Genomic DNA, 21,544 nt, shown 5'->3' with positions numbered 1-21,544 from the left:
ATGCTGATCCCTCGTAGGGTCAAGCACCGCAAGCAGCACCACCCCAAGCGCCGCGGTATGGCCAAGGGCGGTACTGAGGTCTCGTTCGGCGAGTACGGCATCCAGGCGCTCACCCCCGCCTACGTGACGAACCGCCAGATCGAGGCGGCTCGTATTGCGATGACCCGTCACATCAAGCGTGGCGGCAAGGTCTGGATCAACATCTACCCGGACCGTCCGCTCACGAAGAAGCCCGCCGAGACCCGCATGGGTTCCGGTAAGGGTTCTCCCGAGTGGTGGATCGCGAACGTGCACCCGGGTCGGGTCATGTTCGAGCTGTCCTACCCGAACGAGAAGATTGCTCGTGAGGCGCTCACCCGCGCTGCTCACAAGCTTCCGATGAAGTGCCGGATTGTTCGGCGCGAGGCAGGTGAGTCGTGATGGCGACGGGAACCAAGGCGTCCGAGCTGCGTGAGCTCGGCAACGAGGAGCTCGTTGGCAAGCTGCGCGAGGCCAAGGAAGAGCTGTTCAAGCTGCGCTTCCAGGCGGCCACGGGCCAGCTGGAGAACAACGGCCGGCTCAAGTCCGTCCGTAAGGACATCGCCCGGATCTACACCCTGATGCACGAGCGCGAGCTGGGCATCGAGACGGTGGAGAGCGCCTGATGAGCGAGAAGAATGTGACTGAGACCCAGGACCGCGGCTTCCGCAAGACCCGTGAGGGCCTCGTCGTCAGCGACAAGATGGACAAGACTGTCGTCGTCGCCGTCGAGGACCGCGTGAAGCACGCCCTGTACGGCAAGGTCATCCGCCGTACGAACAAGCTCAAGGCTCACGACGAGCAGAACGCTGCCGGCGTCGGCGACCGCGTCCTCATCATGGAGACGCGTCCGCTGTCGGCGAGCAAGCGCTGGCGCATCGTCGAGATCCTCGAGAAGGCCAAGTAAGTACCTGAGGCCCTGAGCAGAAAGTTCAGGGGCCCCTCAGGTTCGTTCCGCCAGGCTCGGTGGGGGCGTCGCTCCTCGGAGTGAAGCCCCCACCGGGAACCGGCAGACAATCAGGAGATAGACGTGATCCAGCAGGAGTCGCGACTGCGTGTCGCCGACAACACTGGTGCCAAGGAGATCCTTTGCATCCGTGTTCTCGGTGGCTCCGGTCGCCGCTACGCGGGCGTCGGTGACGTCATCGTCGCCACCGTCAAGGACGCGATCCCCGGCGGCAACGTGAAGAAGGGTGACGTCGTCAAGGCCGTCATCGTTCGCACCGTCAAGGAGCGCCGCCGCCAGGACGGCTCGTACATCCGATTCGACGAGAACGCCGCTGTCATTCTCAAGAACGACGGCGACCCTCGTGGCACCCGTATCTTCGGCCCGGTGGGCCGTGAGCTGCGCGAGAAGAAGTTCATGAAGATCATCTCGCTCGCGCCGGAGGTGCTGTAAGCATGAAGATCAAGAAGGGCGACCTGGTTCAGGTCATCACCGGCAAGGACAAGGGCAAGCAGGGCAAGGTCATCACGGCCATCCCTACTGAGAACCGCGTCCTCGTCGAGGGTGTCAACCGGGTCAAGAAGCACACCAAGGCCGGTCAGACCGCTGGTGGTTCGCAGACCGGTGGCATCGTGATCACCGAGGCGCCGATCCACGTCAGCAACGTTCAGCTGGTTGTGGAGAAGGACGGCCAGAAGGTCGTCACCCGCGTCGGATACCGCTTCGACGACGAGGGCAACAAGATCCGCGTTGCCAAGCGGACGGGTGAGGACATCTGATGGCTACCACTCCGCGTCTCAAGACGAAGTACCGCGAGGACATCGCGGGCAAGCTGCGTGAGGAGTTCTCCTACGAGAACGTCATGCAGATTCCCGGCCTCGTGAAGATCGTGGTCAACATGGGTGTGGGCGACGCCGCCCGCGACTCCAAGCTGATCGACGGCGCCATCAAGGACCTGACGACGATCACCGGTCAGAAGCCGGCCGTCACGAAGGCCCGGAAGTCCATCGCGCAGTTCAAGCTGCGTGAGGGTCAGCCGATCGGCTGCCACGTCACCCTCCGTGGTGACCGCATGTGGGAGTTCCTGGACCGTACGCTGTCGCTCGCGCTTCCGCGTATCCGTGACTTCCGTGGTCTGTCGCCGAAGCAGTTCGACGGCCGTGGCAACTACACCTTCGGTCTCACGGAGCAGGTCATGTTCCACGAGATCGACCAGGACAAGATCGACCGTACCCGGGGTATGGACATCACCGTGGTCACCACGGCGACCAACGACGACGAGGGCCGCGCCCTCCTTCGTCACCTCGGCTTCCCCTTCAAGGAGGCGTAAGCGAGATGGCGAAGAAGGCTCTCATCGCGAAGGCTGCCCGCAAGCCCAAGTTCGGTGTGCGTGCGTACACCCGCTGCCAGCGCTGCGGTCGCCCTCACTCCGTGTACCGCAAGTTCGGCCTGTGCCGCGTCTGCCTTCGTGAGATGGCTCACCGTGGCGAGCTGCCGGGCGTGACCAAGAGCTCCTGGTAAATCCCTCCTGTCCTTAGGGACTTGGAGAGAACCAGAGACTCTCGGTAAGCATCTGGACGGCAGGTGCCCGGCCGCGCATGCCTTAGGCTTGTGTGGTTGGGCGTCTGCCGCCCATAACGACTTACTACGCCGTAGGTCCCCGCACCGCACCCGTCCCGCCACTGAGTGGGGAGAGGGATGGCGCATACAGGAAACCCCGGCGAGAGAGGCCGAAGGCCACTTCATGACCATGACTGACCCGATCGCAGACATGCTCACGCGTCTGCGTAACGCTAACTCGGCGTACCACGACACCGTCGTGATGCCGCACAGCAAGATCAAGTCGCACATCGCAGAGATCCTCAAGCAGGAGGGTTTCATCACCGGCTGGAAGGTCGAGGACGCCGAGGTCGGCAAGAACCTCGTCCTCGAGCTGAAGTTCGGGCCGAACCGTGAGCGCTCCATCGCGGGCATCAAGCGGATCTCGAAGCCCGGTCTGCGCGTGTACGCGAAGTCCACCAACCTGCCGAAGGTGCTCGGCGGCCTGGGCGTGGCGATCATCTCCACGTCCCACGGTCTCCTCACCGGCCAGCAGGCAGGCAAGAAGGGCGTAGGTGGGGAAGTCCTCGCCTACGTCTGGTAGTCGGGAACGGAGGAAAAGCAATGTCGCGAATCGGCAAGCTCCCCATCCAGGTTCCCGCCGGTGTGGACGTCACCATCGATGGCCGCACGGTCGCGGTGAAGGGACCCAAGGGTTCCCTCTCGCACACCGTCGCTGCGCCCATCGCCGTCGCCAAGGGTGAGGACGGCGTTCTGAACGTCATCCGCCCCAACGACGAGCGTCAGAACAAGGCCCTGCACGGCCTGTCCCGCACGCTGGTGGCGAACATGATCACCGGTGTGACCACGGGATACGTCAAGGCTCTCGAAATCAGCGGTGTCGGTTACCGCGTCGCCGCGAAGGGCTCCGACCTGGAGTTCCAGCTTGGCTACAGCCACCCGATCCTGATCGAGGCGCCCGAGGGCATCTCCTTCAAGGTCGAGTCGCCCACCAAGTTCACGGTCGAGGGCATCGACAAGCAGAAGGTCGGCGAGGTCGCCGCCAACATCCGCAAGCTGCGGAAGCCCGACCCGTACAAGGCCAAGGGTGTCAAGTACGCCGGCGAAGTCATCCGCCGCAAGGTCGGAAAGGCTGGTAAGTAGCCATGGCATACGGTGTGAAGATCGCCAAGGGCGACGCGTACAAGCGCGCTGCCAAGGCTCGCCGCCACATTCGCATTCGCAAGAACGTGTCGGGTACGGCGGAGCGTCCGCGCCTCGTCGTGACGCGTTCCAACCGCAACATCGTTGCTCAGGTCATCGACGACCTCCAGGGTCACACCCTGGCGTCCGCGTCGACCCTGGACACCTCGATCCGCGGTGGCGAAGGCGACAAGAGCGCCCAGGCCCAGGCCGTCGGCGCGCTCGTGGCCGAGCGTGCGAAGGCTGCCGGAGTCGAGACCGTTGTCTTCGACCGCGGTGGCAACCGATACGCCGGGCGCATTGCCGCTCTGGCTGACGCCGCCCGCGAAGCCGGGCTGAAGTTCTAAGCCCCGGTTCCGGGACTCACGGACGTAACAGAGAGAGGTAATCCAATGGCTGGACCCCAGCGCCGCGGAAGCGGTGCCGGTGGCGGCGAGCGGCGGGACCGGAAGGGTCGCGACGGTGGCCCTGCCGCCGAGAAGACCGCTTACGTTGAGCGCGTTGTCGCGATCAACCGCGTCGCCAAGGTTGTCAAGGGTGGTCGCCGCTTCAGCTTCACCGCGCTGGTCGTGGTGGGCGACGGTGACGGCACTGTAGGTGTCGGTTACGGCAAGGCCAAGGAAGTTCCCGCGGCCATCGCCAAGGGTGTCGAGGAAGCCAAGAAGAACTTCTTCAAGGTTCCGCGCATCCAGGGCACCATCCCTCACCCGATCACGGGCGAGCGTGCCGCGGGCGTCGTGCTCCTGAAGCCGGCTTCCCCCGGTACCGGTGTTATCGCCGGTGGCCCGGTGCGCGCCGTTCTGGAGTGCGCCGGCGTTCACGACATCCTGTCGAAGTCGCTCGGCTCTTCCAACGCGATCAACATCGTGCACGCGACCGTGGCGGCCCTCAAGGGCCTGCAGCGTCCCGAGGAGATCGCGGCTCGCCGCGGTCTGCCCCTCGAGGACGTCGCCCCCGCGGCTCTGCTTCGTGCACGTGCCGGGGCGGGTGCGTAATGGCTCGCCTCAAGATCACGCAGACGAAGTCGTACATCGGCAGCAAGCAGAACCACCGCGACACTCTGCGTTCGCTCGGGCTCAAGCGCCTGAACGACGTGGTCGTCAAGGAGGACCGCCCCGAGTTCCGCGGAATGGTGCAGACCGTCCGCCACCTCGTGACGGTTGAGGAGGTTGACTAACATGGCTGAGAACAGCCCGCTGAAGGCCCACAACCTCCGTCCCGCCCCCGGCGCCAAGACCGCGAAGACCCGTGTCGGTCGTGGTGAGGCGTCGAAGGGTAAGACGGCCGGTCGTGGTACGAAGGGCCAGAAGGCCCGTTACCAGATCCCGCAGCGCTTCGAGGGTGGGCAGATGCCCCTCCACATGCGTCTGCCGAAGCTCAAGGGCTTCAAGAACCCGTTCCGCACCGAGTTCCAGGTTGTCAACCTGGACAAGCTCGGCGCTCTCTACCCCGAGGGTGGAGAAGTCACGGTGGCCGACCTGGTCGCCAAGGGCGCGGTTCGCAAGAACAGCCTCGTCAAGGTCCTGGGCCAGGGCGAGATCTCCGTTGCGCTGCAGGTCTCGGTTGACGCCGTTTCCGGCTCCGCCAAGGAGAAGATCGCCGCCGCAGGTGGCACGGTCACCGAGCTCGTCTAAGACGAAACTCAGTGATTAATAGCTGAAACCCGACCGGGGATGCCTCACATATGGGGCATCCCCGGTTGGTCGTTCCACGGAGGGCCATGTCGCCGGTAAGGTGGCCTGCACCTTTGCTTGTACGTATTCGTCGATCCCTCAGACCGTCACCTCTGACGCAGTAGCGCGGGGGTCGCAGGAGGCACCGTGCTCACCGCGTTCGCCCGGGCGTTCAAGACGCCCGACCTGCGCAAGAAGCTGTTCTTCACGCTCGCCATCATCGTGTTGTTCCGCCTCGGGTCCCACATCCCGGTGCCCGGCGTGAACTACAAGAACGTTCAGTTCTGTGTTGACCAGGCCGGGAGCGGCAACAGCCTGTTCGGTCTCGTCAACATGTTCAGTGGTGGCGCGCTGTTGCAGATCACGATCTTCGCGCTCGGCATCATGCCGTACATCACGGCGAGCATCATCCTGCAGCTGCTGACCGTGGTCATCCCGAAGCTGGAGAACCTCAAAAAAGAGGGTCAGTCCGGCACGGCGAAGATCACTCAGTACACGCGCTATCTGACGGTCGCGCTCGCGATCCTCCAGGGCACCGGCCTCGTCGCCACCGCGAAGAGCGGCGCCCTCTTCGGGTCCTGCCAGCTCCGCAGTCAGATCGTGCCGGATCACTCGATCTTCACCATGGTCGTCATGGTCATCACGATGACCGCCGGTACCTGTGTCGTCATGTGGCTCGGTGAGCTGATCACCGACCGCGGCATCGGCAACGGCATGTCGATCCTCATGTTCATCTCGATCGCCGCCGGCTTCATCGGCGCCCTCTGGCAGATCAAGCTCCAGGGCAAGATCGCCGACGGTTGGGTCGAGTTCGGCGTCGTCATCCTGGTCGGGCTCGCGATGGTGGCCCTCGTGGTCTTCGTCGAGCAGGCGCAGCGCCGCATCCCGGTCCAGTACGCGAAGCGCATGATCGGTCGGCGCGCGTACGGCGGCACCTCGACGTACATCCCGCTCAAGGTGAACCAGGCCGGTGTCATCCCGGTCATCTTCGCCTCGTCGCTGCTGTACATCCCGGCGCTGATCGTCCAGTTCAGCGGTTCCACCGCCGGCTGGGCCACCTGGATCCAGAAGCACTTCGTCAAGGGCGACCACCCGTACTACATCGCCGTCTACTTCCTCCTGATCGTCTTCTTCGCGTTCTTCTACGTGGCGATCTCGTTCAACCCCGAGGAAGTCGCCGACAACATGAAGAAGTATGGTGGCTTCATCCCGGGCATCCGCGCCGGCCGACCCACCGCCGAGTACCTCAGCTACGTACTCAACCGGATCACCTGGCCGGGGTCGCTGTACCTGGGTCTCATTGCTCTTGTGCCGACGATGGCGTTGGCGGGCTTCGGCGCGAACCAGAACTTCCCGTTCGGCGGGACGAGCATCCTGATCATCGTGGGTGTCGGTCTGGAAACCGTGAAGCAGATCGAGAGCCAGCTCCAGCAGCGCAATTACGAAGGGTTCCTCCGCTGATGCGAATCGTCCTCGTCGGACCCCCCGGTGCGGGCAAGGGAACGCAGGCCGCGTTCCTTGCCAAGAACCTGTCGATCCCGCACATCTCCACGGGCGACCTGTTCCGCGCCAACATCAGCCAGAACACGGAGCTCGGCCGGCGCGCCAAGGCGTTCATGGACGCCGGTGACCTCGTCCCCGACGAGATCACCATCGGCATGGCGAAGGACCGGATGGAGCAGGCGGACGCCGCGAACGGCTTCCTGCTCGACGGTTTCCCGCGGAACGTGTCGCAGGCCGTCGCCCTGGACGAGATGCTCCGGACCGCCGGCATGAAGCTGGACGCCGTCCTCGACCTGGAGGTCGAGGAGGACGAGGTCGTCAAGCGCATCGCCGGTCGTCGGATCTGCCGCAACGACTCCGCGCACGTCTTCCACGTGACCTACGCCCCGGCCAAGGCCGAGGGCGTGTGCGACACCTGTGGCGGCGAGCTGTACCAGCGCGGTGACGACTCGGAGGCCACGGTCCGCAACCGGCTGGAGGTCTACCACACGCAGACCGAGCCGATCATCGACTACTACAAGGCCCAGGGCCTGCTGGTGACCATCCCGGCCCTCGGTGAGGTAGCGGACGTCACGAAGCGCGCGATGGAAGCCCTGAAGAAGTAGTACCCATGCTGTGCAGGTACGGCCGCGGTGTCCTCAGGGCGCCGCGGCCGTACTGTTGAGAAGTCCCGATTCAGAAGGTGGAAGGCACGTCCATGGTGCAGCTCAAGACGCCCGAGCAGATCGCCAAGATGCGGGAGGCCGGGCTGGTGGTCGCGGCCATCCACGCGGCGACCCGTGAGGCGGCCGTGCCGGGCGCCACGACGCGGGATCTGGACATGGTGGCCCGCAAGGTCATCGCGGACGCCGGCGCGAAGTCGAACTTCCTCGGCTACGGCGGATTCCCGGCGACGATCTGCACGTCGGTCAACGAGGTCGTCGTCCACGGCATCCCGGACGACAAGACCGTCCTCAAGGACGGCGACGTGATCTCGATCGACGCGGGCGCCATCGTCGACGGCTGGCACGGCGACGCCGCGTACACCGCTTTCGTGGGCACTGGGCACGCGCCTGAGCTCCTGGAGCTCTCCCGGGTGACCGAGGAGTCCATGTGGGCCGGCATCGCCGCCATGAAGCTCGGCAACCGCCTCGTGGACATCTCGAAGGCGATCGAGGGCTACATCCGCCGCCAGCCGCGTCCCGCTACCGGCAAGTACGGGATCATCGAGGACTACGGCGGCCACGGCATCGGGTCCGAGATGCACATGGACCCCCACCTGCTGAACTACGTCTCGCGCAAGCGGGGCAAGGGGATCAAGCTCGTCCCGGGCGTCTGCCTGGCGATCGAGCCGATGGTCTCCCTGGGCACCCCCCAGACGGAGGTGCTGGCGGACGACTGGACGGTCATCACGACCGACGGCACCTGGTCCTCCCACTGGGAACACTCCATCGCCCTGACCGAGGCGGGTCCGATCGTGCTGACCAGCCCCGACTGCGGCAAGGCGAAACTGGCGGAGTACGGGGTCACCACGGCCCCGGACCCCCTCGGTTAATGATCTACAATGTGGGGCAAACTTTCCGGATTCGTCTTTCCGGATGCCCTGACGTAGACTGATGCGTCGGCTCTCGTGCATCCCCATGCCCTGCATGGGCGAGGCACGGCGCCGATCAAGGTAGCCGATTCGAAAGGCGAAGCGTGGCCAAGAAGCAAGGTGCCATCGAAATCGAGGGCACCGTGATCGAGTCCCTCCCGAACGCGATGTTCAAGGTGGAACTCCAGAACGGTCACAAAGTCCTCGCGCACATCAGTGGCAAGATGCGCATGCACTACATCCGCATCCTCCCTGATGACCGGGTTGTCGTGGAGCTCTCTCCGTACGACCTGACGCGTGGCCGGATCGTCTACCGATACAAGTAGATCTTGTCTTCACTCCCGTCTGGGCGTCTTGTCCCGGCGCGGGTGGTGGCACTGACCCGGAGAACCTCACCCAATGAAGGTCAAGCCGAGCGTCAAGAAGATCTGCGACAAGTGCAAGGTGATCCGCCGTCACGGTCGGGTCATGGTCATCTGCGACAACCTGCGCCACAAGCAGCGCCAGGGCTGACGCACGCCGACCGACCTGCACTCCGCAGTTCTTCGCGCGACGTAAGAAAACGTACATAACGCAGAATCCGCCCAGCCCTGACCAGGGCCGGCGGCACCTCCGGCGGGGGCCGGGGACCCGGACGTACCACCACCCATCAGGTGTGGTCGGCGGTCGGGGTCGATTCTGCTGAAGACCCCCGAACACACAGGAGCCATTGAATGGCACGCGTTTCCGGTGTTGACATCCCGCGCGAAAAGCGCGTGGAGATCGCACTCACCTACGTCTTCGGTGTCGGTCGCACCCGGTCCAAGGAAATCCTTGCGGCCACCGGTGTGAACCCCGACACCCGCGTTCGTGACCTGGCCGAAGAGGACCTGGTCAAGATCCGCGAGTACGTGGACGCCAACCTCCGCACCGAGGGTGACCTCCGCCGCGAGATCCAGGCCGACATCCGCCGCAAGGTCGAGATCCAGTGCTACCAGGGTGTTCGCCACCGTCGTGGCCTCCCGGTGCACGGTCAGCGCACCAGCACGAACGCTCGTACCCGCAAGGGTCCGCGTCGCGCGATCGCCGGTAAGAAGAAGCCGGGCAAGAAGTAGTCCTGTTCAGCGGTCTTGCGCTGTAGGACCGACCACCTCCCGTAGGAGATTTAGATGCCCCCCAAGGGACGTCAGGGCGCTGCCAAGAAGGTGCGCCGCAAGGAAAAGAAGAACATCGCTCATGGGCACGCCCACATCAAGAGCACGTTCAACAACACCATCGTCTCGATCACGGACCCCTCGGGCAACGTGATCTCCTGGGCCTCCGCCGGCCACGTCGGCTTCAAGGGCTCGCGCAAGTCCACCCCCTTCGCCGCGCAGATGGCCGCCGAGTCGGCCGCCCGCCGCGCGCAGGAGCACGGCATGCGCAAGGTTGACGTCTTCGTCAAGGGTCCGGGCTCCGGCCGCGAGACCGCGATCCGCTCCCTCCAGGCCACCGGCCTCGAGGTCGGCTCGATCCAGGACGTCACCCCCACCCCGCACAACGGCTGCCGCCCGCCGAAGCGCCGCCGCGTCTGACGCGACGGACGCACCTGTGCGTCTTTGAGTGTCCGGGCGGTACGAACCCCTCGCGGGGGACGTGCCGCCCGTACCCTTGCTGTATGTAGTGCCCGTCGGACGTCAAATAGTGGGCGTCCACGACTGAAGGAACACACATGCTTATCGCTCAGCGTCCTTCGCTGACCGAAGAGGTCGTCGACGAGTACCGCTCGCGGTTCGTGATCGAGCCGCTGGAGCCGGGCTTCGGCTACACCCTCGGCAACTCCCTGCGCCGTACGCTCCTGTCCTCCATCCCGGGTGCCGCTGTCACCAGCATCCGCGTGGACGGCGTCCTGCACGAGTTCACCACCGTGCCGGGCGTCAAGGAAGACGTCACCGACATCATCCTCAACATCAAGCAGCTGGTCGTCTCCTCGGAGCACGACGAGCCGGTCGTGATGTACCTGCGCAAGCAGGGTCCCGGCCTGGTCACCGCTGCCGACATCGCGCCCCCGGCCGGTGTCGAGGTGCACAACCCGGACCTCGTCCTCGCCACGCTCAACGGCAAGGGCAAGCTGGAGATGGAGCTGACCGTCGAGCGCGGTCGCGGCTACGTCTCCGCCGTCCAGAACAAGCAGCTGGGCCAGGAGATCGGTCGCATCCCGATCGACTCCATCTACAGCCCGGTCCTCAAGGTCACCTACAAGGTCGAGGCGACCCGAGTCGAGCAGCGCACCGACTTCGACAAGCTGATCGTCGACGTCGAGACCAAGCAGGCCATGCGCCCGCGTGACGCCATGGCGTCCGCCGGCAAGACCCTGGTCGAGCTGTTCGGCCTGGCCCGCGAGCTCAACATCGACGCCGAGGGCATCGACATGGGCCCCTCGCCGACGGACGCGGCCCTGGCCGCCGATCTGGCGCTGCCGATCGAGGAGCTGGAGCTCACGGTCCGCTCCTACAACTGCCTCAAGCGCGAGGGCATCCACTCCGTGGGTGAGCTCGTCGCCCGCTCCGAGGCCGACCTGCTCGACATCCGCAACTTCGGTGCGAAGTCGATCGACGAGGTCAAGGCGAAGCTCGCCGGCATGGGCCTGGCCCTCAAGGACAGCCCGCCCGGATTCGACCCGACCGCCGCCGCCGACGCCTTCGGCGCCGACGACGACGCGGACGCCGGTTTCGTCGAGACCGAGCAGTACTGAGCCTCGGCTCGCAGCAAGAGACTTTCCCGGGGCGTCCGCCCCGGGGGAACTGACACCGGTACCTGACACGGCCGGTGCAGATATGAAGGAGTATCACCATGCCGCGTCCCGCAAAGGGTGCCCGTCTGGGCGGCAGCGCCGCGCACGAGAAGCACCTCCTCGCGAACCTCGCGAAGGCGCTCTTCGAGCACGGCCGCATCACCACCACCGAGGCCAAGGCCCGTCGCCTGCGTCCCTACGCCGAGCGTCTGGTCACCAAGGCCAAGAAGGGCGACATCCACAACCGTCGCCTGGTGCTGCAGACGATCACGGACAAGAGCATCGTGCACACGCTGTTCACCGAGATCGCCCCGCGCTACGAGAACCGCCCCGGTGGTTACACGCGCATCACCAAGGTCGGCAACCGTCGTGGCGACAACGCCCCGATGGCGGTCATCGAGCTGGTCGAGGCCCTGACGGTCGCCCAGCAGGCCACCGGTGAGGCCGAGGCCGCCACCAAGCGCGCCGTGAAGGAAGCCGAGGCCGCCGAGGCCCCGGCCGCCGAGGAGACCAAGGAGGCCTGATCCTCCGGGATCTCGCTTGCTTGAACGGCTCTGAACGGGCCCGCCCCCTTCCGGGGCGGGCCCGTTCTGCGTTGTCCGGTGGTTTCCGTGTTTCTGAGAGGATCGCTCACGTGAGTGACGAGGTGGAGCCCGGGCATGTCCGGGTGCGGCTGGACCTGTCGTACGACGGCAAGGACTTCTCCGGCTGGGCGAAGCAGCGCGTGCTGCGGACCGTGCAGGGCGAGCTGGAGTCGGCCCTGAAGACCGTGATGCGGCTGTCCGAGCCCGTCGAGCTGACCGTGGCCGGGCGCACGGACGCCGGGGTGCACGCCCGCGGACAGGTCGCGCAGTTCGACCTGGCCGAGGAGGTGTGGGCCGAGCACCACGACAAGCTGCTGCGCAGGCTCGCCGGGCGGCTGCCGCACGACGTCCGGGTGTGGCGGGCCGCCGAGGCCCCCGAGGGCTTCAACGCCCGCTTCTCGGCGATCTGGCGCCGGTACGCCTACCGCGTCGGCGACCACCAGGCCGGCGTGGACCCGCTGCGCCGCGGGCACGTGCTGTGGCACCAGTGGCCGTTGGACGTGGACGCCATGAACGAGGCCTCCGTCCCGCTGCTCGGGGAGCACGACTTCGCCGCGTACTGCAAGAAGCGCGAGGGGGCCACGACCATCCGCACGCTCCAGCAGCTCTCCTGGGAGCGCGGCGAGGACGGGATCGTCACCGCGACCGTCCGGGCCGACGCCTTCTGCCACAACATGGTCCGCTCGCTGGTGGGGGCCCTGCTGCACGTCGGCGACGGCCACCGGCCGACCGACTGGCCGGGCACGGTGCTGGCCGCCGCCGTACGGGATTCCTCGGTGCACGTGGTGAAGCCGCACGGGCTCACCCTGGAGGAGGTCGGCTACCCGGCCGACGAGCTGCTGGCCGCCCGCAGCAAGGAGGCGCGGAACCTGCGCACCCTTCCCGGGGCCGGCTGCTGCTGACCCCGGAGCAAACCGGTTTGGGCGCACGAGCGCCGGCCGGGAGAATGCCCGGCATGGGACATCTCGAAGTCAACCACCTGGAGTACTACCTTCCCGACGGGCGGGTCCTGCTCCCCGACGTCTCCTTCCGTGTGGGGGAGGGCTCGGTGGTGTCCCTGGTGGGGGCGAACGGCGCCGGAAAGACCACGCTGCTGAAGCTGATCTCCGGGGACCTCCAGCCGCACGGCGGCGGGGTCACCGTGAGCGGCGGGCTCGGCGTGATGTCGCAGTTCGTGGGCTCCGTCCGCGACGAGACGACCGTGCGCGACCTGCTGGTATCGGTGGCGCAGCCGCGGCTGCGGGAGGCCGCGAAGGCAGTGGACCGGGCCGAGCAGCTGATCCTCACGGTGGACGACGAGGCCGCGCAGATGGCGTACGCGCAGGCGCTCAGCGACTGGGCCGACGTCCAGGGCTACGAGGCGGAGACCCTGTGGGACGTCTGCACCATGGCCGCGCTGGCGATCCCTTACGACAGCGCGCAGTTCCGCGAGGTGCGCACGCTGTCGGGCGGTGAGCAGAAGCGGCTGGTCCTGGAGGCGCTGCTGCGCGGGCCGGACGAGGTGCTGCTGCTCGACGAGCCGGACAACTACCTGGACGTCCCGGGCAAGCGCTGGCTGGAGGAGCAGCTGAAGGCCACGCGCAAGACGGTGCTGTTCGTCAGCCACGACCGGGAACTGCTCACCCAGGCCGCCCAGAAGATCATCAGCCTGGAGGCGAGCCCGACCGGCAGCGACGTGTGGGTGCACGGCGCGGGCTTCGGGACCTACCACGAGGCCCGCAAGGAGCGCTTCGCGCGCTTCGAGGAGCTCAAGCGGCGCTGGGACGAGGAGCACGCCCGGCTGCGGGCCCTGGTGCTGCGGCTGCGCAACCAGGCGGCCTCCAGCCCCGACATGGCCTCGCGGTACCGGGCGATGCAGACCCGCTTCCAGAAGTTCGAGGAGGCCGGTCCGCCGCCGGAGCCGCCGCGCGAACAGGACATCCGGATGCGGCTCAAGGGCGGGCGTACGGGCGTGCGCGCGCTGACCGTGGAGAACCTGGAGCTCACGGGGCTGATGAAGCCCTTCTCGCTGGAGGTGTTCTACGGCGAGCGGGTCGCGGTGCTCGGCTCGAACGGTTCCGGGAAGTCGCACTTCCTGCGGCTCCTCGCGGGCGAGGACGTCAAGCACACGGGCACCTGGAAGCTGGGCGCGCGGGTGCTGCCGGGCCACTTCGCGCAGACCCACGCGCACCCCGAGCTCTTCGGGCGGACCCTCGTCGACATCCTGTGGACGGAGGCGGCGAAGCCGCTCGGCGCGGCGATGGGCGCCCTGCGCCGCTACGAGCTGGAGCGTCAGGCCGACCAGCCCTTCGAGAAGCTCTCGGGCGGGCAGCAGGCGCGCTTCCAGATCCTGCTGCTCGAACTGGCCGGCACCACGGCGCTGCTGCTGGACGAGCCGACGGACAACCTCGACCTGGAGTCGGCGGAGGCCCTCCAGGACGGCCTGGAGTCGTACGACGGCACTGTGTTGTGCGTCACGCACGACCGCTGGTTCGCGCGCACATTTGACCGTTATCTGGTCTTCGGTTCGGACGGTGTCGTGCGGGAGACTCAGGAGCCCGTGTGGGACGAGCGACGGGTCGAGCGGAAGCGCTGAGGCGGGTCGAGCGGAAGCGCTGAGGCGGGTCGAGCGGAAGCGTCGGGGCGGACCACCCCGGCGCGGATTTCGAGGGGGAGACGGCGTGCGGCTGCGGCCTGGCATCTGGCTCGTGAGGCGGGATTCCCGACGTGGCGCGGGGGCGCCCGCGCCCGGGGGCGGGCGGCTCGCCTGGCTGCTCCGGCCGGCGCCGCGGTCCCTGTGGGCGGTCTCCCTCGCGATCGTGCTGACGATCGCGGTCTCGACGAGCCTGCGGGAGAACTGGGGCTCCGACAACGCCTTCGTGGTCAAGGCCGCGGACGCGCTCCTGAACGGTGTGTCCCCGTACGAGGACAAGCGGTTCCTGTACCTGCCGAGCGCGGTCCTCATGGCGGTGCCGGAGGCGCTGCTGCCGACGTGGGCGCTGCGCTGGCTGCTGCCCCTGGGGATGTCGGGACTGATCGGCGTCGGGTGGTGGGCCGCGCTGCGGCTGTTCGCGGTACCGGTGACCTCGCGGTTCGCGATCGGCGGCTTCGGGCTCTTCGCCCTGGCCTACAAGCCGTACCTGAACCTGGTCCTGATCGGGAACTGGACGGCGATCTCGGCGGCCGCCCTGCCGGTGGCGCTGCTGCTGGCGCACCGGCGTTCGTGGGCGGCGGCCGGGCTGGTGGTGGGCCTGGCCATCGCCTGCAAGCCGATGCTGGTGCCGATCGGCGTGCTGTTCCTGCTGGCCCGGCAGTGGCGGGGGCTGGCCGCGGCGGTGCTGACGCCGGTGGCGTTGTCGCTGCTGGGGGCGCTGATGATGCCGAGTCCGACGCTGTTCTTCACCAAGACGCTGCCGTTCCTGCTCCAGGGACAGGACGAGTACGCCCTGCCGTGGGACGCCTCCCCGATCGCGGTGCTGCCGCGGCTGGGGGTGCCGGGGGTGTTCGCGGTGCTGGTGGCGTCCGCGGGGGCGGCGGGCGGCCTGTGGGCGGCCTGGGTCCGCTGGCGGCGTACCGACGACGTCGACGACGGGGAACTGAGGCTGGTCGAGACGGCCTGCATGGTGATGCTCGCCGCATTCCTGGTGTCGCGGCCCTCCTTCGACCACTACCTCCTGGTGGTGCTTCCGCTGCTGCTGGTGTCGGGGGTCCGGGCCGGTTCGACGCCGCGCTCGCCCTGGTTCTGGGCGGCGCTGGTGCCGCAGTTGGCGGGGGTTCCGTGGCCCACCGAGCTGGCCCGCAAGAGGCGTGCGTTCCGCGACTGCGCGACGCTGTGCGGGCTCGCGATCGTGCTCGCGCGTCGTGGACCGCGCTCCGGTCGGGTTACTCTGGACCCGGTAACAACTGCGGGGTCCCCACCCAGGACCGAACCGGAGTGCGCCGCGAAGTCGAGAGAGTCGGCATCGCGGACCGCGTTTTGACCCGTACGGGTCTGCTTGGGTACCCTGCTGGTTTGTTCTGCGTATTGGCTTGCTCATTCTCACGTGAAAGGGCCTTGCGCCGGTCCACCGGACCGATGACCAGCAGTTCGCACACGGGTTGCGTCCCCGTTGTGAACGAGGGCTGTCGTGATCGTCCGTGGTGACCCTGTCAGGACCTTCCCGTGGGGCTTGCGCCCTTGGGATACCACCACTGAAGAAGCGAAGGCATACGCGTGCGTACGTTCAGCCCCAAGCCCGGCGACATCTCGCGCCAGTGGCTCGTCATCGACGCCCAGGACGTTGTCCTCGGCCGTCTGGCGACCCAGGCCGCTGCCCTCCTGCGGGGTAAGCACAAGCCGACCTACGCCCCCCACATGGACATGGGCGACTTCGTCATCATCGTCAACGCCGACAAGGTTCACCTGTCCGGCAACAAGGCGACCCAGAAGATGGCGTACCGCCACTCGGGCTTCCCGGGCGGTCTCCGCTCGGTGCGCTACGACGACCTCCTGGCGAACAACCCGGAGAAGGCCGTCGAGAAGGCCATCAAGGGCATGCTCCCCAAGAACACCCTGGGCCGTCAGATGCTCTCGAAGCTGAAGGTCTACTCGGGCGACCAGCACCCCCACGCTGCCCAGCAGCCGGTGCCGTTCGAGATCACCCAGGTCGCGCAGTAGTTCCGGCCACCCCCTAAGACGTAGAAAATTCTGAGGAGCATCGTGGCCGAGACCACCGCCGAGACGACCCCCGTCGAAGAGTTCGAGGGCAACGTCGAGGAGTACACCAGCGAGTCCGAGGTCGTCGTCGAGGGCGACTACACCTCCGAGTCCCTTGCCGGTCGCTTCGGCGACCCCCAGCCGGCCGCCGGCCTGGGCCGTCGCAAGAACGCCATCGCCCGCGTCCGGATCGTTCCGGGCACCGGCAAGTGGAAGATCAACGGTCGCACCCTTGAGGACTACTTCCCCAACAAGGTGCACCAGCAGGAAGTCAACGAGCCGTTCAAGCTCCTGGAGCTGGACAACCGTTACGACGTCATCGCCCGCATCTCGGGTGGCGGCGTTTCCGGCCAGGCCGGCGCCCTGCGCCTCGGTGTGGCCCGTGCGCTGAACGAGGCGGACGTGGACAACAACCGCCCGGCGCTGAAGAAGGCCGGCTTCCTCTCCCGCGACGACCGTGCGGTCGAGCGCAAGAAGGCCGGTCTCAAGAAGGCCCGTAAGGCTCCGCAGTACAGCAAGCGTTAATCTGCGCCTGCTGTTCCGCAACGAAACCGCCCCGGCAGCACTCTTCGTGCTGCCGGGGCGGTTCGTTTACCGCCACAAGCGGCACATATTTGTCACAGCGGTCACAAAGCGAAGCGTTAACTCGGGAGGACAACAGTGGGACGACTCTTCGGGACGGACGGTGTACGGGGCGTTGCCAACGCGGATCTGACGGCCGAGCTCGCGCTCGGTCTCTCCGTGGCGGCCGCACACGTACTGGCCGAGGCGGGCACGTTCGCCGGTCATCGGGCCACCGCGGTGGTCGGCCGCGATCCGCGCGCGTCCGGTGAGTTCCTGGAGGCCGCGGTCGTCGCCGGCCTCGCGAGCGCGGGCGTGGACGTCCTGCGCGTCGGTGTGCTGCCCACCCCGGCGGTGGCGTATCTCACCGGTGCGCTGGGCGCCGACCTCGGCGTGATGCTTTCAGCCAGCCACAACGCGATGCCCGACAACGGCATCAAGTTCTTCGCGCGCGGCGGCCACAAGCTGGCCGACGACCTGGAGGGCCGGATCGAGTCCGTCTACGAGGAGCACCGCACCGGCGCTCCCTGGGACCGGCCCACCGGCTCCGGCGTCGGCCGGGTCTCCGACTACGACGAGGGCTTCGACAAGTACGTCGCGCACCTCATCGGTGTCCTGCCCAACCGCCTCGAAGGCCTCAAGGTCGTTCTCGACGAGGCGCACGGCGCGGCCGCCCGGGTCTCGCCCGAGGCGTTCACGCGGGCCGGCGCGGAGATCATCACGATCGGCGCCGAGCCGAACGGCCTGAACATCAACGACGGCTGCGGCTCCACCCACCTCGGGCTGCTCAAGCAGGCCGTCGTCGAGCACGGAGCCGACTTCGGCATCGCGCACGACGGCGACGCCGACCGCTGCCTGGCCGTGGACGGCAACGGCGAGGAGGTCGACGGCGACCAGATCCTCGCCGTGCTGGCGCTGGCCATGCGCGAGGCGGGCCAGCTCCGCGAGAACACCGTCGTCGGCACCGTGATGTCGAACCTCGGCTTCAAGCTGGCCATGGAGGGCGAGGGCATCCAGGTCGTGCAGACCGGTGTCGGCGACCGCTACGTGCTGGAGTCGATGAAGGAGCACGGCTACGCGCTGGGCGGCGAGCAGTCCGGCCACGTGATCATCCTCGACCACGCGACCACCGGCGACGGCACGCTGACCGGCCTGATGCTGGCCGCCCGCGTCGCCGCCACCGGCCGGTCCCTGGCCGACCTGGCCGGGGTCATGCAGCGACTGCCGCAGGTCCTCATCAACGTCCCGGACGTGGACAGGTCCCGGGTCACCACCTCGGCCGAGCTGGCGGCGGCGGTCAACGACGCCGAACGCGAGCTGGGCACCACCGGTCGCGTGCTGCTCCGTCCGTCCGGCACGGAGCCGCTCGTACGGGTGATGGTGGAGGCCGCCGACATCGAGCAGGCCCGCGCGGTCGCGGGGCGGCTCGCGGACGTGGTGAAGTCGGCCCTCGGCTGACCGGACCGGCGTCTCAGCTCTTCCTGTGGCGGATCCAGCCTCGCTGGGTCCGCCACAGCAGTTTCTGCCCGGCCAGGGTCAGGATGCCGGCGAGCATGATGCCGCCGAGGTTCACCATCAACTGCTCCGCGGAGCCCCACATCTGGGCGAACTCCCCGTAGCCGAGGGCCACGGCGGCGTTCGCGGCCGCCGGGACGGTGGTGACCGAGATCGCCACGCCGACCAGCGCCCCGGACTTCGCGGAGGTCAGCGAGAGCACCCCGGCCACGCCCGCGAGCAGCGAGACCACGAAGGAGAGCGGATCCGGCTTCCAGATGAAGCCGGTGTTCGGCCGGGGGCTGTCCAGCATCGTCCTGTCGAACTGGCCGATCCAGTCCATCCCCAGGGTGAACACCGTGGTGGCGACGATCGCGAGGGCGAAACCGATCAGCAGCGCGCCCAGCGAGCGCAGGGCGAGCCGGGGGACGCCCCGTACAACCGCCGTGCAGACCCCGGCGAGCGGGCCGAACTCCGGGCCGACCGCCATCGCGCCCACGATCAGGATCGCGTTGTCGAGGACCACGCCACAGGCCGCGATCATCGTCGCGAGCATCATGAAAGCGCAGTAGGTGATGGTGAGGGTGGACTCCTCGTGGGTCGCCTCGGTCAGTTGCTCCCACAGCACGGCGTCGGCGCCCTCGCCCGGAGCCTCCTCCTCGGCCGCGTCGGCCCGCCTCGACAGCGACAGGTCGATGTTCTCGACGGCGATCGAGCCGTCCTCGTCGATCTTCAGGGCCCGGAGTTCCTGAAGGAGTTCGTCACCGGCCTCCCGGGCGACGTCGCACAGGACGAGATCGCCGCGGGGGTCACGGCCGGCGCCGGGCAGGACGACGAGGTGGGCGGTGCCGACCGTGGACTCCACGACGTCGACGACGGCGTCCGTGCGTTCGGGCGGGATGATCATCCGCAGATGCAGCATGGCCGCACCCTAGACTCCGCCGCCCGTGCGGTCAGAGCTTTCGCAGGCTCAACTTCTGGACCTTGTGGTCCGGGCCCTTGCGGACGACGAGCGTGGCCCGGCCGCGGGTGGGCGCCACGTTCTCCAGCAGGTTCGGCTTGTTGATGGTCCGCCACATGGTCTGCGCGTACTCCATGGCCTCCTCCTCGGAGACCTGCGTGTACTTGCGGAAGTAGGAGAAGGGGTTCTGGAAGGCGGTCTCGCGCAACTTCCGGAAGCGGCCCAGGTACCAGCGCTCGATGTCCTCGGGGCGCGCGTCCACGTACACGCTGAAGTCGAAGTAATCGGCGAGACCCACGCGGGTGCGGCCGTCCTTGCCGGGCAGGGCCGGCTGGAGCACGTTGAGCCCCTCGACGATCAGGATGTCCGGGCGGCGCACGACGAGCTGCTCGCCCGGGACGATGTCGTAGATCAGGTGGGAGTAGACGGGGGCGGTGACCTCGTCCTTGCCCGCCTTGATGTCCGCGACGAAACGGGTCAGCGCGCGCCGGTCGTACGACTCGGGGAAGCCCTTGCGGGCGGTCAGGCCGCGGCGCTGGAGTTCCTTCATCGGGTACAGGAAGCCGTCCGTGGTGACGAGCTCCACGCGCGGGTGCTCGGGCCAGCGGGCCAGCAGGGCCTGGAGGAGGCGGGCCACGGTGGACTTGCCGACCGCGACGGACCCGGCGACCCCTATGACGAAGGGGGTGCCCGTCTGGGCGCCGTGGCCGTTGCCCGCGTCACCGAGGAAGGTGTTCAGGGTGCCGCGGAGGTTGTTGGTGGCGCCGACGTACAGGTTGAGCAGGCGCGACAGCGGCAGGTAGACGTCCCGGACCTCGTCGAGGTCGATCACGTCCCCCAGACCCCGGAGCCGCTCGACCTCCTCGGCGGTGAGGGGGAGCGGGGTCCGTTCGCGCAGGGCGCTCCACTCGGCCCGGGTGAGGTCGACGTACGGGGAGGCGTCGGGAGCCCGGCGATGGCCGGCGCGCTCCGTTGCGCGGTCCGGCGTGCTTCGTGGCGGCGAAGTGATCACCCTGCCATTGTCGGGGCTCGGGACCGCTTGTGGATGGTGTGGTCGGTCACGTGCGGCGGGGTGCGGGGCGGGGGCGTGCCGCGGTCGGTCTCGATTCGACGCCCCGGCGGTATCACCGGGGTCACGATTGCGCCGATGGCCGAATAATCCTGATCGGCTGATCGGCTTTTACTTTATCTTGATATGCGTCGCAGCTCCGATGCGCGCCCCTCACCTGGGCGTTTCCGGAGCCGTCCGGCATGCCTTTCGACTTTTCTGTGTACCGCCTGTGGGGGAGAAACACCGTGCGTTCCGCTCTTGTCCGTCGTACCGTCCTGACCGCTTCCGCCGTGTCCCTGACGCTGCTGGCCACCGCCTGCGGCTCCGACAAGGCCTCCGACACCAAGACGGACGGCAAGGCGTCCGCCCCGGCCGCTCCCGCCGCCAAGGGCAAGACGGCCGCCGAGCTGGCCCCGCTGCTGGTCACGCAGGCCGACCTGCCCACCCACAAGATCGAGCCGGTCGAGGAGGAGAAGACCGCTGCCGTCGACTCCGACAAGGCCGAGTGCAAGGTGCTGGCCCAGGCCCAGTCCATGCAGCCGCTCGCCCCGTCCACCGGCGTGGGCCGGATCATGACCGTCGAGCTGCCCAAGCCGGCCGCCGAGGGCGCGAGCGTGGACGAGAAGATGGAGGCGGCCATGGGCGCCCTGAAGTCGACGGCGACCTCGGTCACCCTCAGCTCCTACGACGGCAAGGGCGCCGAGGACGCGTTCGCCTCCGTCAAGACCGCGGTCACGGCCTGCGCCGGCGGCTTCGCCGTCACTCAGAAGGGCGAGCAGAGCACCCCGATCGGGAACGTCACGTCCGAGCCGGCGACCTCCGGTGACGAGGCCGTCGGGTTCTCCAGCGTGATGGACATGGGCGACGGCCAGAAGAAGAAGATGCACACGGTCGTCGTGCGCAAGGGCAACGTCCTGGCGACGTTCTGGGCGCTGAACCTGGCCGGCGACTCCGAGCAGCCGAAGGCCGTCGTCGACGCGCAGGTCAAGAAGCTCGGCTGACCCTCGCGGC

General features: G+C 67.6%; 31 protein-coding genes. 29 read left to right on the top strand and 2 right to left on the bottom strand.

Features of this window, described 5'->3' with window-relative positions; all coding sequences use genetic code 11:
- The 28 genes from rplP to glmM all read left to right on the top strand — a co-directional run bounded on the left by rplP (position 1) and on the right by glmM (position 18,485).
- Positions 1-420 carry a 50S ribosomal protein L16 gene (gene rplP / locus ADK55_RS28175; protein ID WP_030026326.1) on the top strand — a complete coding sequence of 140 codons (420 nt, stop codon included), beginning with the start codon at positions 1-3 and terminating at the stop codon, positions 418-420.
- Entirely contained in the window at positions 420-644 is a 225-nt protein-coding gene (gene rpmC / locus ADK55_RS28170; RefSeq protein WP_008739703.1) for a 50S ribosomal protein L29, read from the top strand. The genes rplP and rpmC overlap by 1 nt, the downstream gene beginning before the upstream one ends.
- Complete coding sequence (gene rpsQ / locus ADK55_RS28165; RefSeq protein WP_053682619.1) at positions 644-925, top strand: 30S ribosomal protein S17; 282 nt, start codon at positions 644-646, stop codon at positions 923-925. The genes rpmC and rpsQ overlap by 1 nt, the downstream gene beginning before the upstream one ends.
- Positions 926-1,048: 123 nt before the next feature.
- Complete coding sequence (rplN, locus tag ADK55_RS28160; RefSeq protein WP_053682618.1) at positions 1,049-1,417, top strand: 50S ribosomal protein L14; 369 nt, start codon at positions 1,049-1,051, stop codon at positions 1,415-1,417.
- A gap of 2 nt (positions 1,418-1,419) precedes the next feature.
- A complete protein-coding gene (rplX, locus tag ADK55_RS28155) occupies positions 1,420-1,743 on the top strand; it encodes a 50S ribosomal protein L24 (RefSeq protein ID WP_053682617.1) in 324 nt (107 codons plus the stop codon).
- Positions 1,743-2,294, top strand: coding sequence for a 50S ribosomal protein L5 (gene rplE, locus ADK55_RS28150; RefSeq protein ID WP_030388859.1), 552 nt, complete (start codon positions 1,743-1,745; stop codon positions 2,292-2,294). The genes rplX and rplE overlap by 1 nt, the downstream gene beginning before the upstream one ends.
- A gap of 5 nt (positions 2,295-2,299) precedes the next feature.
- Positions 2,300-2,485, top strand: coding sequence for a type Z 30S ribosomal protein S14 (locus ADK55_RS28145; protein WP_003956452.1), 186 nt, complete (start codon positions 2,300-2,302; stop codon positions 2,483-2,485).
- 223 nt (positions 2,486-2,708) lie between these two features.
- Positions 2,709-3,107: a 30S ribosomal protein S8 gene (rpsH, locus tag ADK55_RS28140; protein WP_007265911.1), complete on the top strand. Its 399-nt coding sequence runs from the start codon at positions 2,709-2,711 to the stop codon at positions 3,105-3,107.
- A gap of 20 nt (positions 3,108-3,127) precedes the next feature.
- Positions 3,128-3,667: a 50S ribosomal protein L6 gene (gene rplF, locus ADK55_RS28135; protein WP_053682616.1), complete on the top strand. Its 540-nt coding sequence runs from the start codon at positions 3,128-3,130 to the stop codon at positions 3,665-3,667.
- Between the two features lie 2 nt (positions 3,668-3,669).
- Entirely contained in the window at positions 3,670-4,053 is a 384-nt protein-coding gene (gene rplR, locus ADK55_RS28130; RefSeq protein ID WP_008739696.1) for a 50S ribosomal protein L18, read from the top strand.
- 45 nt (positions 4,054-4,098) lie between these two features.
- The gene (gene rpsE, locus ADK55_RS28125) at positions 4,099-4,701 is read left to right on the top strand and encodes a 30S ribosomal protein S5 (RefSeq protein WP_053682615.1); all 603 of its coding nucleotides are present in this window, start codon (positions 4,099-4,101) and stop codon (positions 4,699-4,701) included.
- Positions 4,701-4,883, top strand: coding sequence for a 50S ribosomal protein L30 (gene rpmD / locus ADK55_RS28120; protein WP_053682614.1), 183 nt, complete (start codon positions 4,701-4,703; stop codon positions 4,881-4,883). Before rpsE ends, rpmD begins: the two co-directional genes overlap by 1 nt.
- A gap of 1 nt (position 4,884) precedes the next feature.
- Positions 4,885-5,340 (top strand): 50S ribosomal protein L15, encoded by a 456-nt coding sequence (gene rplO / locus ADK55_RS28115; RefSeq protein WP_053682613.1) that lies wholly within the window; start codon positions 4,885-4,887, stop codon positions 5,338-5,340.
- Between the two features lie 186 nt (positions 5,341-5,526).
- Positions 5,527-6,840, top strand: coding sequence for a preprotein translocase subunit SecY (gene secY / locus ADK55_RS28110; RefSeq protein ID WP_053682612.1), 1,314 nt, complete (start codon positions 5,527-5,529; stop codon positions 6,838-6,840).
- Complete coding sequence (locus tag ADK55_RS28105) at positions 6,840-7,487, top strand: adenylate kinase (RefSeq protein WP_053682611.1); 648 nt, start codon at positions 6,840-6,842, stop codon at positions 7,485-7,487. The genes secY and ADK55_RS28105 overlap by 1 nt, the downstream gene beginning before the upstream one ends.
- 92 nt (positions 7,488-7,579) lie before the next feature.
- Positions 7,580-8,416 carry a type I methionyl aminopeptidase gene (gene map / locus ADK55_RS28100; RefSeq protein ID WP_053682610.1) on the top strand — a complete coding sequence of 279 codons (837 nt, stop codon included), beginning with the start codon at positions 7,580-7,582 and terminating at the stop codon, positions 8,414-8,416.
- 143 nt (positions 8,417-8,559) lie between these two features.
- Positions 8,560-8,781, top strand: coding sequence for a translation initiation factor IF-1 (gene infA, locus ADK55_RS28095; RefSeq protein WP_003956442.1), 222 nt, complete (start codon positions 8,560-8,562; stop codon positions 8,779-8,781).
- Between the two features lie 73 nt (positions 8,782-8,854).
- Positions 8,855-8,968, top strand: a complete 114-nt coding sequence (rpmJ, locus tag ADK55_RS28090; protein WP_003956441.1) for a 50S ribosomal protein L36 — start codon at positions 8,855-8,857, stop codon at positions 8,966-8,968.
- 200 nt (positions 8,969-9,168) lie between these two features.
- Positions 9,169-9,549 (top strand): 30S ribosomal protein S13, encoded by a 381-nt coding sequence (gene rpsM, locus ADK55_RS28085; protein ID WP_053682609.1) that lies wholly within the window; start codon positions 9,169-9,171, stop codon positions 9,547-9,549.
- Positions 9,550-9,603: 54 nt separating this feature from the next.
- Positions 9,604-10,008: a 30S ribosomal protein S11 gene (rpsK, locus tag ADK55_RS28080; RefSeq protein WP_053682608.1), complete on the top strand. Its 405-nt coding sequence runs from the start codon at positions 9,604-9,606 to the stop codon at positions 10,006-10,008.
- A 137-nt stretch (positions 10,009-10,145) separates the two neighbouring features.
- Positions 10,146-11,168, top strand: a complete 1,023-nt coding sequence (locus tag ADK55_RS28075) for a DNA-directed RNA polymerase subunit alpha (RefSeq protein WP_008739666.1) — start codon at positions 10,146-10,148, stop codon at positions 11,166-11,168.
- A 98-nt stretch (positions 11,169-11,266) separates the two neighbouring features.
- A complete protein-coding gene (gene rplQ, locus ADK55_RS28070) occupies positions 11,267-11,731 on the top strand; it encodes a 50S ribosomal protein L17 (protein WP_053682607.1) in 465 nt (154 codons plus the stop codon).
- Positions 11,732-11,841: 110 nt separating this feature from the next.
- Positions 11,842-12,693, top strand: a complete 852-nt coding sequence (gene truA / locus ADK55_RS28065; RefSeq protein WP_053682606.1) for a tRNA pseudouridine(38-40) synthase TruA — start codon at positions 11,842-11,844, stop codon at positions 12,691-12,693.
- 44 nt (positions 12,694-12,737) lie between these two features.
- A complete protein-coding gene (locus tag ADK55_RS28060) occupies positions 12,738-14,366 on the top strand; it encodes an ABC-F family ATP-binding cassette domain-containing protein (RefSeq protein ID WP_053682605.1) in 1,629 nt (542 codons plus the stop codon).
- 112 nt (positions 14,367-14,478) lie between these two features.
- Positions 14,479-15,750 carry a glycosyltransferase family 87 protein gene (locus ADK55_RS28055; RefSeq protein WP_234350283.1) on the top strand — a complete coding sequence of 424 codons (1,272 nt, stop codon included), beginning with the start codon at positions 14,479-14,481 and terminating at the stop codon, positions 15,748-15,750.
- A gap of 233 nt (positions 15,751-15,983) precedes the next feature.
- Entirely contained in the window at positions 15,984-16,427 is a 444-nt protein-coding gene (gene rplM, locus ADK55_RS28050) for a 50S ribosomal protein L13 (protein ID WP_030230678.1), read from the top strand.
- A gap of 42 nt (positions 16,428-16,469) precedes the next feature.
- Positions 16,470-16,991, top strand: a complete 522-nt coding sequence (gene rpsI, locus ADK55_RS28045; RefSeq protein WP_053682604.1) for a 30S ribosomal protein S9 — start codon at positions 16,470-16,472, stop codon at positions 16,989-16,991.
- A 135-nt stretch (positions 16,992-17,126) separates the two neighbouring features.
- Positions 17,127-18,485: a phosphoglucosamine mutase gene (gene glmM, locus ADK55_RS28040; RefSeq protein WP_053682603.1), complete on the top strand. Its 1,359-nt coding sequence runs from the start codon at positions 17,127-17,129 to the stop codon at positions 18,483-18,485.
- A gap of 13 nt (positions 18,486-18,498) precedes the next feature.
- Here glmM and ADK55_RS28035 read toward each other — a convergent pair whose 3' ends face one another.
- Both ADK55_RS28035 and coaA read right to left on the bottom strand, forming a co-directional pair.
- The gene (locus ADK55_RS28035) at positions 18,499-19,443 is read right to left on the bottom strand and encodes a DUF389 domain-containing protein (protein ID WP_053682602.1); all 945 of its coding nucleotides are present in this window, start codon (positions 19,441-19,443) and stop codon (positions 18,499-18,501) included.
- 31 nt (positions 19,444-19,474) lie between these two features.
- Positions 19,475-20,494: a type I pantothenate kinase gene (gene coaA, locus ADK55_RS28030; RefSeq protein WP_053682601.1), complete on the bottom strand. Its 1,020-nt coding sequence runs from the start codon at positions 20,492-20,494 to the stop codon at positions 19,475-19,477.
- A gap of 284 nt (positions 20,495-20,778) precedes the next feature.
- Here coaA and ADK55_RS28025 point away from each other — a divergent pair, with 284 nt between their 5' ends.
- Positions 20,779-21,534, top strand: a complete 756-nt coding sequence (locus tag ADK55_RS28025) for a hypothetical protein (protein ID WP_053682600.1) — start codon at positions 20,779-20,781, stop codon at positions 21,532-21,534.
- Positions 21,535-21,544: the final 10 nt, after the last annotated feature.

The organism is Streptomyces sp. WM4235, assembly GCF_001279725.1.
Taxonomy (GTDB): Bacteria; Actinomycetota; Actinomycetes; order Streptomycetales; family Streptomycetaceae; genus Streptomyces.
Note: the sequence above shows the minus strand (reverse complement) of the source record. Positions and strands in the feature narration are given on the sequence as shown.

What these genes read in the sequence shown, in the direction of transcription:
- rplP (WP_030026326.1), top strand. Translation starts at nt 1, where the DNA reads ATGCTGATCCCTCGTAGGGTCAAGCACCGCAAGCAGCACCACCCCAAG.
- rpmC (WP_008739703.1), top strand. Translation starts at nt 420, where the DNA reads ATGGCGACGGGAACCAAGGCGTCCGAGCTGCGTGAGCTCGGCAACGAG.
- rpsQ (WP_053682619.1), top strand. Translation starts at nt 644, where the DNA reads ATGAGCGAGAAGAATGTGACTGAGACCCAGGACCGCGGCTTCCGCAAG.
- rplX (WP_053682617.1), top strand. Translation starts at nt 1,420, where the DNA reads ATGAAGATCAAGAAGGGCGACCTGGTTCAGGTCATCACCGGCAAGGAC.
- rplE (WP_030388859.1), top strand. Translation starts at nt 1,743, where the DNA reads ATGGCTACCACTCCGCGTCTCAAGACGAAGTACCGCGAGGACATCGCG.
- ADK55_RS28145 (WP_003956452.1), top strand. Translation starts at nt 2,300, where the DNA reads ATGGCGAAGAAGGCTCTCATCGCGAAGGCTGCCCGCAAGCCCAAGTTC.
- rpsH (WP_007265911.1), top strand. Translation starts at nt 2,709, where the DNA reads ATGACCATGACTGACCCGATCGCAGACATGCTCACGCGTCTGCGTAAC.
- rplF (WP_053682616.1), top strand. Translation starts at nt 3,128, where the DNA reads ATGTCGCGAATCGGCAAGCTCCCCATCCAGGTTCCCGCCGGTGTGGAC.
- rplR (WP_008739696.1), top strand. Translation starts at nt 3,670, where the DNA reads ATGGCATACGGTGTGAAGATCGCCAAGGGCGACGCGTACAAGCGCGCT.
- rpsE (WP_053682615.1), top strand. Translation starts at nt 4,099, where the DNA reads ATGGCTGGACCCCAGCGCCGCGGAAGCGGTGCCGGTGGCGGCGAGCGG.
- rpmD (WP_053682614.1), top strand. Translation starts at nt 4,701, where the DNA reads ATGGCTCGCCTCAAGATCACGCAGACGAAGTCGTACATCGGCAGCAAG.
- rplO (WP_053682613.1), top strand. Translation starts at nt 4,885, where the DNA reads ATGGCTGAGAACAGCCCGCTGAAGGCCCACAACCTCCGTCCCGCCCCC.
- ADK55_RS28105 (WP_053682611.1), top strand. Translation starts at nt 6,840, where the DNA reads ATGCGAATCGTCCTCGTCGGACCCCCCGGTGCGGGCAAGGGAACGCAG.
- map (WP_053682610.1), top strand. Translation starts at nt 7,580, where the DNA reads ATGGTGCAGCTCAAGACGCCCGAGCAGATCGCCAAGATGCGGGAGGCC.
- rpmJ (WP_003956441.1), top strand. Translation starts at nt 8,855, where the DNA reads ATGAAGGTCAAGCCGAGCGTCAAGAAGATCTGCGACAAGTGCAAGGTG.
- rpsM (WP_053682609.1), top strand. Translation starts at nt 9,169, where the DNA reads ATGGCACGCGTTTCCGGTGTTGACATCCCGCGCGAAAAGCGCGTGGAG.
- rpsK (WP_053682608.1), top strand. Translation starts at nt 9,604, where the DNA reads ATGCCCCCCAAGGGACGTCAGGGCGCTGCCAAGAAGGTGCGCCGCAAG.
- ADK55_RS28075 (WP_008739666.1), top strand. Translation starts at nt 10,146, where the DNA reads ATGCTTATCGCTCAGCGTCCTTCGCTGACCGAAGAGGTCGTCGACGAG.
- rplQ (WP_053682607.1), top strand. Translation starts at nt 11,267, where the DNA reads ATGCCGCGTCCCGCAAAGGGTGCCCGTCTGGGCGGCAGCGCCGCGCAC.
- ADK55_RS28060 (WP_053682605.1), top strand. Translation starts at nt 12,738, where the DNA reads ATGCCCGGCATGGGACATCTCGAAGTCAACCACCTGGAGTACTACCTT.
- ADK55_RS28035 (WP_053682602.1), bottom strand. Translation starts at nt 19,443, where the DNA reads ATGCTGCATCTGCGGATGATCATCCCGCCCGAACGCACGGACGCCGTC.